The 10,756-nt window shown below is 56.5% G+C and carries 6 protein-coding genes and 1 pseudogene; 2 read left to right on the top strand and 5 right to left on the bottom strand.

What is annotated here, in order from left to right; all coding sequences use genetic code 11:
* Positions 1-1,150: 1,150 nt before the first annotated feature.
* The 4 genes from KIP88_RS44420 to ectB form a co-directional block, all read right to left on the bottom strand.
* On the bottom strand, positions 1,151-2,512 hold the full coding sequence (locus tag KIP88_RS44420) for an aspartate aminotransferase family protein (RefSeq protein ID WP_214494355.1): 1,362 nt from the start codon (positions 2,510-2,512) through the stop codon (positions 1,151-1,153).
* A 615-nt stretch (positions 2,513-3,127) separates the two neighbouring features.
* Positions 3,128-3,868 (bottom strand): hypothetical protein, encoded by a 741-nt coding sequence (locus KIP88_RS44425; protein ID WP_214494345.1) that lies wholly within the window; start codon positions 3,866-3,868, stop codon positions 3,128-3,130.
* Positions 3,869-4,293: 425 nt separating this feature from the next.
* Positions 4,294-5,184, bottom strand: a complete 891-nt coding sequence (locus tag KIP88_RS44430; protein ID WP_214494346.1) for a crotonase/enoyl-CoA hydratase family protein — start codon at positions 5,182-5,184, stop codon at positions 4,294-4,296.
* Between the two features lie 38 nt (positions 5,185-5,222).
* A complete protein-coding gene (gene ectB, locus KIP88_RS44435) occupies positions 5,223-6,485 on the bottom strand; it encodes a diaminobutyrate--2-oxoglutarate transaminase (protein WP_214494357.1) in 1,263 nt (420 codons plus the stop codon).
* A gap of 469 nt (positions 6,486-6,954) precedes the next feature.
* Between ectB and KIP88_RS47580 the strand changes: the two are divergent.
* Together KIP88_RS47580 and KIP88_RS44455 are read left to right on the top strand one after the other, a co-directional pair.
* A pseudogene (locus KIP88_RS47580) lies at positions 6,955-7,926 on the top strand (IS3 family transposase); the annotation flags it as partial.
* A gap of 963 nt (positions 7,927-8,889) precedes the next feature.
* Positions 8,890-10,233, top strand: a complete 1,344-nt coding sequence (locus tag KIP88_RS44455; protein WP_214494353.1) for an LLM class flavin-dependent oxidoreductase — start codon at positions 8,890-8,892, stop codon at positions 10,231-10,233.
* A 344-nt stretch (positions 10,234-10,577) separates the two neighbouring features.
* Here KIP88_RS44455 and KIP88_RS44460 read toward each other — a convergent pair.
* On the bottom strand, positions 10,578-10,756 hold a 179-nt coding region (locus KIP88_RS44460; RefSeq protein ID WP_214494358.1), incomplete at its 5' end, for a transposase.

Genomic DNA, 10,756 nt, shown 5'->3' on the forward strand with positions numbered 1-10,756 from the left:
GCAGATTCCGATCAAATTGACCCGTATTCCGCGGCAACGCAGTAGTTGGCTCATTCGTTTGGCGTGAATCCGTGGAAGGCATCGGTGAGTGGCAGGCTCCCAGCAGCGCGCTCTGTCGTGCGTGCGACCTCATGGAGGTCGGATCGAACAAAGCGGCGGAGTTGTTGGCCGTATGAGGGTAGTGCATCCGCCGCCGTTGCGAGGAAACGCGAGATCTCAATCGCGGCCTCTAACTGCTTCACCACGACAGCTAACCTTGCCGGCGCGGCCGATGGAATCGCGGCAAGAGCATGACACAGGATGACACACCGTCCAACGCGCGCTCGTGCCCAGGACACGCGGGGCGAGTCACCCTCAAGGCAAGTCTCCAAATTCAGGTAAAAAGCCATCATTTTCCTCGATCTTCGTCGCGTCATCCATGGCTCATTGCACACCGCTACTGTCGGAAATCAGGCCAAGCGGCTCCGGCGCTACCATAGGGGCGATGGGAGACACGCGTGTTTCTTTGTCAAGCGACGCCGGTCTGACGGCGCATTGCAAGACGGCCCCTGGCCTGTTCCAGAGATGCATCCGAGAAAGCCGCTTGCGGCGATTTTCCACCGAATCCGAGTGCGACGGGAATGATGTTCGGCGGCCGCGGTCTAGTACCAGGGTGCCGACCTCACCGGATCCGGCGAAACTGATATAGCCAATACCTCTGCACCGATAGCGCGCCGCAACGGCTTCTTACCACTTGATCAGCTATGGTTGCATGTGCGAGCCCCGGGGTCGAGAGTTGCCCCAAGTCGAAGAGCGCTTCGAGGACCATGTTGCTACACCCGCACGCTCCTGCAATTGCAGCATTATCGACCGGCAGACGGATTGCCTTTGCCCTCCCGCACCAAAGCAACAATCGCGATTTGTAAGTCCTTGGCAAGAAGGGGCACCAAGAAGATCAAGGCGGGGCCACTCTGAGCTGCAACACGCGAAACGACTGGGCACCCAGACAGCCGTCCGCCATCCCGCCGCCCATATATCTCTCGCTATGCGAGTTGCTGAATAGGTGATCGCTTCGCATGGAACAATCACGGCCGAAGGCTGACTTTGAACGATCACCTTCACGGCACGATGCTACAATGTCGAGCGACGCATGGCGCGACTGTTGCTGTCCTCACGTGCGTACCTCTATCTTGTGCAGCATATCTTGATCGCTATCGAGAAAGCCTGCGAACACATCCACGATGAGCTCGGCGTCGGCGCGCGTCATCGGTGTCGAGATTGACGCGGCGGCGCCATGCGGCAGGATGATGCCGTTCTCCGCAAAAAAACGCGTAAGCTGCTTCATTAGAGTTGCTCCGGCAGGCGTGGGATAGATCTCGCGATAGTCATTTGGGGTTTGTGCCCGCGGATGGATGCGAAACAGTGAGGCGGCTCCCGTCACGCATAGCGGCGCGTCCCGGGCTGAGATAGCGCGGCCAATCCCGTCCCGGACAATGTTTCCAAGGATCTCCAGATGTGCAAGAGCCGCGTGATCAAGATGCCGCATGAAGGTAAGGCCTGCTGTCATGGATAGAGGATTGGCGGAAAATGTGCCGCCTTGCGGAAGCAGTGGCCGGCCTGCTGAGGCATCGAATACTGTCATCACGTCCTCGCGCCCGCCAATTGCTCCGATCGGCAAACCACCGCCGATGATCTTGCCCATCGTGACGAGATCCGGAACAAGTCCGTAGCGGGCGGAAGCACCTTGGAAACTCTGCCTGAGATTCAAGATTTCATCAGCAATTACCAGAATCCCATTCTTTCGGGCAGTTTCCTGAACCGCAGCAATGAATTCAGGCTTCGGCGCAATCAGACCACCGCGACTTGGCATCGGATCCAAAACGACGGCAGCAAGCTCGTGCGCATGCAATGACAACAACCGCCGCACGCCTTCAACATCGTTGAAGCGGAGCACCACTACTTCATCGAGTACGCTCGCGGGCATCCCGCGATAGAACGCCGTCGAGTTCGGCGCGGTGGCATCACCCCAATTGTCTGGCGTCGCCGCCATACTCACCTCGCCCCAGTCGTAAGCGCCGTGGTACGCGCCCTCGAGCTTCGCGATTTTCGAACGTCCGGTGAACGCCCGCGCAGCCTTGATCGCAAACAGCACCGCCTCTGTTCCCGTATTGACGAAGCGAACACGATGAACCTGTGGAATCCGGCCGCAAAGTAGTTCGGCGAGTTCGATCTCGCTCTCTGTCGCATTCGCGAAACAGCTGCCGCGCTGGAGTTGATGGGTTAGCGCTTCCACAACGGGCGCGAAGGCATGACCGTGGATCAACGTGGTGAAGTTGCAATTCAGGTCGAGAAATCGGCGGCCGTCGACATCGAACAGATAGCTCCCCAATCCGCGGTCGATATAGAGCGGCTCCGGATCTCGCTCGATGGTCACTCGCGAGGTCCCGTCAGGGAAAACCAACCGCGCGCGGGCAAAGCTGTCCTTAGATTTCTGCCCAACACTGCTGCCCGCCGTATTTGAACCTGCCACCATCTCGTTCACCGTGTCCTCAAGGATTTACTTGCCAATTTCTGCTGAGTGGGCTGCCGCTAACTCTTTCCCGACCCTGCCGTTGGGCGGGTCGTCTGCGGAGCGCCGATGTTTGTCTGGAGCGACATCGACCCGATCTGAGCATCGCGGCACTTACCTGCACCTGAAAATGGGAGGTGAACAAGCTTAGCTGGTCCTCGTGTCGGACCGCTGCCATTCGTCTTGCGTAGACAATTCCTGATAAACCGCTGGAGAAGTCCAGGTATCTCGGAGCGCCGTGGTGGCGACGCCGCTGGCAGCCGCACCTCGCGCGCGTCAGCTGCAATAGCCGGTTCTGGGGTTCTGGGATGCTGAGAATGTCATCATGACGCTGCTGTGTAGATAGGCGGACCATACCTGTGATTCTGAGGCGCGCAGCCATCGTTGGCGAACGAGGAGTAATCGTTTTTGGCTTCGCCGCCATGGTCGGAATGATGAAATCGCGCCGCATCCTTATGAACTGATCGAGGAGACAGCTCTTGTCGAGGACGTTGCATGCGGCCCCGGCAAAGGCTCGCCGGTTGGCGCTGACAAGGGCCACATTCCTAAGGCGAGGATTTGCACTGCTGCGCACCCGGGTCAAGTACCGCCCCGTCGTGCCGGCGAAGATGACAGGGCCAAAAGCAGCTCGGTTCTGTCGTGACGCTCAACCTGGCCCCTCAACTCCTCACCGGTTAGCCAAATAAGCCAGTCGTCGTCCACAATATCCTCTTCCACCAGCTGTAATATCGATCCGCCGGGCTCATCGTGTAGCATTTCGTATTGCGAAACGAGCCCCTTATCCAGTGAAAAGCGTGCAACAAGCGAACACAAGAAGTCAGGAGCCCACATGGCAAAAGACACGCCGTGCGCTATTCCTGCTGTGATCTTGGCTAGGCCGTGTCCTCTAAGATCTTTGCGGACCCAAAGATCCCCGTGATATGCTACTTTCCCGGTTATCTTCTTCGCACTTGGTGCTGTGCAACTACAACGGTCCTCAGGATGTGCATGCATGGCCGGGTTGGCGTAAAACGCGTTCAGCGATTGAAGATGTTCTGCAAAGTTGCTGTGCGAAAGGTCATACAGTCGAGCGGCGTCGGTAAGCGCGATTTCGTTAGTCTGGTCGACGCCTATGATCCAATACCCCTCGCCTGATTTGATTGGCGAGCGATCTGGCCGAAAATTTGGATATGTTCGCCTCTTTGTTGGAGTGGCTTCTGTGATTAAGACATATTCATGAAAATCAAATCCTATTGAAAGCTTGATGCCTTTTTTGGCGGCAGCGTCATCATATAAGTGAAGAAAGCGTGAGACTTGCAAAGGATTAGCTACGCTCGTCATTGCTCTACCTTCTCCAATCGTATTCAGCTGCGTCACGGCCTATGCGGCGGTGAGTAACTGGTCGTACAGCATTAACAATGGATGGAGATACTACCTAGTCTGGTGAGAACACCTGTATTCGATATTGAGGTTCGGTCGGTGATTGGGGTATCAGCATTCACTGCGGCAGAGCATTCGTTAAGAACAAACGGGGTCGACGGGGCTACGGCTTGATGCAGATGATACCATCAGGCAATTAGGATGAGCTGGTAACGTCGATCTGCTCCAACCGGATCAGGACATACTCGAGGGTGTCCCGCACTGGACGCATGCGCTCCGTCCAGCACCACACGTGACGTGATTGGCATTATTGGAATCTCACCTCCTGACAATATCACAGACGCGGGATCGCAGCTCGCGCCTCGGTTGGCTGGGCCAACAGATAATCATTTGTACTCCCGCTCAGTCCACCATGGAAAATAATCCGGCATGTCGGCCGACACCTTGTCCTTGAACACCGCAGGCCGCTTCTGCAGGAACGCCATCACGCCTTCCTTGCCATCAGCAGAACGGCCCAGCGCATAGATGCCGCGACTATCGATCTTGTGGGCTTCCATCGGATCATCGGCGCCGAGCATGCGCCACATCATCTGCCGGATCAGCGCGATGGACACCGGCGCGGTCTTCTCGATGATCTCTCGTGCCAACGCACGGGCTGTTGCTCGCAGCTGCTCCGGAGGCACCACCTTGCTGACTAGTCCGCCAGCGAGCGCTTCCTGCGCCGAAAATACGCGCCCAGTGTAACACCACTCGAGTGCTTGAGCGATGCCGACAATGCGTGGCAGGAACCAGCTCGAGGCGCCCTCCGGCACAATGCCACGCTGGGAGAACACAAAGCCGAAGCGCGCCGCCTCGCTGGCAACGCGAATGTCCATCGCGAGCTGCATCGTAACGCCCATGCCGACAGCTGGTCCGTTCACGGCGGCGATCACGGGCTTTAGGCACTTGAAGATGCCCAAAGTGATCTGGCCGCCGGCGTCGCTGACATCAAGGTCGGTATAATCGACTTTGCCATCGGGATGCCGCCTCACCGGTCCATGCCGCGCGTCGCGATCGAAGGTGTCCGCCCCCGAGGAAAGATCGGCGCCTGCGCAAAAGGCGCGGCCTTCGCCGGTCACAATAACAGCACGGGCATCGTCGTCCTTGTTGGCGCGCTCGAAAGCTTGGATCAATTCGTCCTGCATGGTGGCGGTACAGGCGTTGAGCTTCTCCGGTCGGTTCAGGGTAATGGTCAGGATCTGCTCGGAAATCTCATATTTGATGGTCTCGTAGGTCATGGTCCTTCCTCCACTTTTATATGCATGAACAGGGGAGATCAGTTGACCCTGATCTGTTTCAGGGTTTCAGCCAAGGACTCCTCGAATATCTGAAGGCCATGATTTAGTGTCTCAACGTCGATCGTGAGTGCAGGCAGAAACTTTACGATCTCATGGGCTGGTCCGCATCGTTCGATCATCAATCCCTTATCAAATGCTTTGCGTGTCGTAGCCTCGGCGATTTCAGCCGTTTGGCAATCAAAGCCCAAGACCATGCCGCGCCCTCGAACAGCAAAACTGTTTCCCTGCTCTGAAGCAATGGTCTCAAGTCGGCGCCGCATAAGTTCTCCCATGCGGTGGATCCCCTGCGCGAAACTGCGGTCGCGCCAATAAAGATTTATAGCCGCGGCTGCAGATACAAGCGCAAGATTGTTTCCTCGAAACGTGCCTGTATGTTCTCCTGGCTGCCATGCGTCGAACCCCTCCTTGATCAACAACATGGATAATGGCAGACCGTATCCACTTAGCGATTTCGATAACACTATGACATCTGGCGCCAACGCTGCGAACTCGAAGCTGAAGAAATCGCCCGTGCGACCACAGCCCATCTGTATATCATCAACGATAAAGAGGGCCCCCACTTGCTTTGCTATCGCCTGAATTGATTGCAGCCATTGTCTGGTAGCTACATTTATACCTCCTTCTCCCTGCACGGTTTCGACGAGAATGGCCGCTGGAGAATCAATGCCACCGCTCTCATCCACCAAGATCTTTTGCAGGTACTCAGCCGTATCGACAGTTGGCCCAAGATAGCCATCATAGGGCATGAAGGTAGCGCCAGTTAACGAGATTCCGCTGGCTGTGCGATAAGAACGATTACCGCTCGCAGCAATCGCTCCTAAACTCATGCCATGATATCCGCGCGTGAATGAAATGACATTTTTACGTCCTGTAATTTTTCGCGCTAGCTTTAAAGCTGCTTCGATAGCATTCGAGCCAGTTGGACCCGTGAATTGAAACCGGTATTGCAGGTCCCGTTCACGAAGTATCACAGATCTGAAAGTCTCCATGAATTCGAGTTTTGCGGGGGTGGCCAGGTCGAGACCGTGAACTACGGCATCCGATGCAAGATATTCTGTAAGAGCAGCTTTGATCTGGTGATTGTTATGACCGTAGTTCAGCGTTCCAGCACCGGAGAGGAAGTCAATGACCGTTCGGCCTCCGTCGGTTAACATAATTGAGCCGCGCGCCCGACTGAAAATGGCCGGAAACGAGCGCGAGTACGAGCGGACATTTGATTCTAGGGCTTCGACGGCCTGCATCTTGCGTGACTCGCTACTCGCTTCACCCATGGTCGCCTTCTCCGTGGCTCATCAACAACAAGCGCGGTTTCTCAGATTGCGCGAACTGACCGCAACATGCCGCGCGACTCGTTAGGCCGCTCATTTGAATCACGCGTATCTTCCACGCAGCTCCACTCAATTACACTGAGAAGCGGGAAGGACGAACCTACCAACACTGGTAGCAATCTCTGACTCAAAAGTCGGCACGTCAGAGGCTCTCTCGTTTAACCGGGTGATGTGCGCAGAATAGCGCGAGCCACTCGGCAATTATTCAGGAAGCCTTTGCCTAGCCTCCTGTGTGCCCATTGGCCGAAATCGGCGCGTCTAGATTACAGAACACGCTTGGCAACGCGCTTCGATCAGCGCTGTGTCTGGTCGGAAAGATGTGACCTGCTCCCCCGAAACGTCCCCGATTTAGGTTAGCGTTCTGTTCTCCACGAGGCGGACGATGCGTCAAGGCAGGTTCACGGAAGAGCAGACTATCAGGTGCTGAAGGAGCACGCTGCCGGGATGTCGGCGAGCGACGTATGCCGCAAGCCCGGCGATTCGACGTTCTATAAGCGGCGGTCGCGCTATAGCGGGATGGAGATCTCTGAGGCCCGCAAGCTGAAGGGCCTTGACGAGGAGAACTGCAAGCTCAAGACGCTCCTGGCGGACTCGATGCTGGATGTGTCCACGCTGAAGGAGATGCTCGGGAACAACTTCTGACGCCCAGCTTGCGGAGTCGTGCTGTGAGGTGAGCGATCAGCGAGAGGGATTACTCGCAGCGGCGGGCCTGCGGCCTGGCCGGGCTGGATCCGAAAAACTATCGCTATGCCTCGCCGCCGGATGACGACGCGTTGCGCACCAGGCTGGAAGAACTGGCTTCGCAACGCCGTCGCTTCGGCTACCGGCGCCTGAGGCTGCTATTGGCTGGGGTCCGGATCAATTACAAGAAGCTGTACCGGCTCTGCAAAGAGGAGCGGCTGAACGTGCGCAAGCGCGGTGCCCGCAAACGGGCATTGAGCACAAGGCCGTCGATGGCGCTCCCGCAGGATCAGAACCTACGCTGGTCGCTCGACTTTGTGACGGACCCGCTCTCCAGCGGGCGGCGCTTCCGTATCTTGACCGTGGTCGACGACTTCACCCGGAATGCCTGGGCTTGGTGGTGGACACCTCGCTCACCGCGCTAAGGGTGATTCGTGAACTTGACTACATCATCGAGGTCCGGGGCTGCCCACGCATGATCGTCAGTGACAACGGCACCGAGTTCACCTCGAAACGCCATATTGGCTTGGCAGGAGGAACTCAATATCGAGTCGCAGTACATTACATCGCGCCCGGCAAGCCGATGCAGAGCGGTTTCGTCGAAAGCATCAACGGCTGGCTGCGCGACGAGCGTCTGAACGAGCACCTGTTCGCCAACCTCAACGAGGCGCGCCAGAGGGCGCAGGTCACGTAGTACGACCATCCAGAACAATCAATTTGCAGTGCAAAGTCACTGGGCACTTGGGCAGCGAAAACATTCGTAGAGTCCGATAGGACACCAGAAATTGCGAGGAGCAATGCCTCAAGGCCAACGGTCAGAACTCCGTTTCCAACTGAACGGAACACGAGCCAGCCGCAACAAGAACTTTGCTGGGTCACCCAGACCAGTTCTGACGCGCGACAACGCTGCACCCAAATGCGGTGCTTAAGCTCTTGTTAGTTCCTCAACACGATTAGCCGAACTGCGCGAAGGGCCTTAACGGCCTGGCGTCTTCACGCGAAGGCGTAAACAACGTCTGCGTGTAAGATCAATAATTGGCTAGCGCCGTAACCCGCGTTGAGCAAGCGAACGCGAGCCAACCGATCGAAATTCTTATCGTTATAAAGCTGGCTCTGCCGCGTGCTGCGTCATCCTGTAGCGGGGAATGCCACGATTTGCCCCGATCAACTACCAATGCTGGTGATTGATCAAGATAACAGAAGCATGTCACCTATCCTTAATGAGCGCGTCGGGTCAGCGAAACACCCGTTCAAGGAGGTCGGGATGCAAAATCAACACAATCTGTTGTCGTCAACAGCCCTGATCGACGCACTGGCTCGTCGCCTCCTGGAATCTTGCGCACTCAGGTTTCCTACAACCGCGACCTCTCGCTTTCTGGTGGAGGCGCTTGACGGCTCTCTAGTGTGGACGCCGAAGTCGCCGCTATTGGAGAGCTCTGGAGATCGGGGCTGTCAATTGCGAGTCCTCTCAGCGTCCGATACGCAAACGAAATGTCGGAGCGACTTCGTCGGAAGTCACACTCGTCGAGATCTTGGTGGCCCGTTGAGGCAGCCTGCCCTATGCAACGACCACGACCGACTAGCAGGAACATGGTGCGCGAGGATAGTCCAACGGTGAATGAAAGGGAGATACGGCATGCAGCGGAATGGTGAATTGAAGCTCGGACTATACCTCGTACAAGCGGGATATCACGAGGGTGCATGGCGCGACCCGAACGTACCAGCGAACGGCGGGGTTGATGTCGACCATTATGCTAATCTCGTAGCCCTTGCCGAGAGCGCCGCATTTCACTTCGTGTTCCTGCCCGATAGCCCAAGCGTGGTAGAACAAGACAATGCAAGCTTAGCCCGTGTAAGCCGAAACGATACGTTCGAGCCAATCACGCTCTTGTCGGCGCTCTCATCGAAAACACAGCACATCGGTCTTGTCGCGACAGCGACCACGACGTACCACCAGCCCTACCATCTTGCGCGCATGTTCGCCTCACTTGACCACCTGTCGCGCGGACGCGCGGCCTGGAACATTGTTACCTCAGGGTACAAATTCGAAGCACAGAATTTCGGTGAAAACGGGCTCCCGGATCATGACGCACGTTATGCTCGAGCACGAGAATTCGTGGAAGTTGTCAAGGGGCTTTGGGACACCTGGGAGAACGACGCTTTCATTCGCGACAAGGAAAATGGAATTTACGCCGACACGACCAAGCTGCATTTACTCAACCACCGGGGGAACTATTTCTCCGTCAGAGGCCCGCTAAACATTGCAAGGCCGCCGCAAGGGTATCCTGTCTTGGTTCAGGCTGGCGCATCCGATGCGGGAATGCGGTTCGGTGCAGAAATCGCCGAAGTCGTGTTCACCGCCGAACCTTCTTTAGAGAATGGAAAGAGATATTACACCGCGCTCAAAGAAAAGGCGCGCGCAGTCGGACGGAGGGATGACCAGGTGTTAATCATGCCAGGGATTGTCCCGGTCATTGGGAAGACCAAGCACGAAGCCGCGGAGAAGCTTAAAAGGCTACAATCATCTACGCACATTGATGTTCTATTTGACACGGCCGACCGTTGGCTAGGGTCGGTCACCGATCTGCGCGCAATGAACCTCGATTCGCTAGTTCCGGAGAGTCTGCCGCGAACGAATCTTATCCAGAGTCGCCAGAAAGTCCTTCTCGACCTTGCTATACGCCAGAAACTTACATGGAGAGAGCTTATTTGCTTGGTATCCGACAGCCGTGGCCATTTGATGGTAGTTGGAACGCCGGACGAAATTGCGGACACGATGGTTGATAGATTCGATCAAGGCGCGGCCGACGGATTCAACATATTGCCGGCTACCGTTCCGAGCGGATTCAAGGATTTTGTAGAGCTTGTCGTTCCCGAGTTGCGCCGACGAGGCAAATTTAGACCACGATACTCCGGAGAAACGCTCAGAGAGAATCTCGGGCTCAAACCGCCACTCAATCGTTTCACGAAAGTGGCGTAGGCAAGGAATAGTTGCGCAATCGACCCAGGTAGGCAACAGGCGAGTGCACTTCCCATTGGAAATGCGTCGTTGATGAATGTGTCCCCTCAGGCGAGCGCAAGAGTGGAGAGGCCGTACGGAAATCCACGGCCGCTCCCGTTCCCCCAAAGCTGGCGCTCGCCCATTCTGGGGATGGCCGCCGCGGCGTTCCTCGGCAAAAGCTTAATCAGGCTCCCCTCGTATCTGGTCAGATCCTAGAGCATTAACAGGATCGCCAGTGCCGGCTAGACTCACTCCTCGCTGATTTCCGCTAGGAGCCTGTCCAGTTAGCTTTGGGAAGGCAGTTTTATCTTGATAATGGCGGCTCAGGCGGCCCTTGCGAGCTTGACGAGGTTGTGAGCGGTGCAGATGAGCGCCCATTCTGCGCTGACCTTTTCGATGCCGCGCAGCAGGAATTGCCTGAACCCTCTTGCCTGTTTGATCTGTCCGAAGACGGCTTCGACGATCTGCTTGCGCAAGCGGTAGCGACTTCGGTAGCCGGCGC

Source organism: Bradyrhizobium sp. SRL28, from assembly GCF_018596315.1.
In the GTDB taxonomy this organism is placed as follows: domain Bacteria; phylum Pseudomonadota; class Alphaproteobacteria; order Rhizobiales; family Xanthobacteraceae; genus Bradyrhizobium.

What these genes read in the sequence shown, in the direction of transcription:
- KIP88_RS44420 (WP_214494355.1), bottom strand. Translation starts at nt 2,512, where the DNA reads ATGGTGGCAGGTTCAAATACGGCGGGCAGCAGTGTTGGGCAGAAATCT.
- KIP88_RS44425 (WP_214494345.1), bottom strand. Translation starts at nt 3,868, where the DNA reads ATGACGAGCGTAGCTAATCCTTTGCAAGTCTCACGCTTTCTTCACTTA.
- KIP88_RS44430 (WP_214494346.1), bottom strand. Translation starts at nt 5,184, where the DNA reads ATGACCTACGAGACCATCAAATATGAGATTTCCGAGCAGATCCTGACC.
- ectB (WP_214494357.1), bottom strand. Translation starts at nt 6,485, where the DNA reads ATGCAGGCCGTCGAAGCCCTAGAATCAAATGTCCGCTCGTACTCGCGC.
- KIP88_RS44455 (WP_214494353.1), top strand. Translation starts at nt 8,890, where the DNA reads ATGCAGCGGAATGGTGAATTGAAGCTCGGACTATACCTCGTACAAGCG.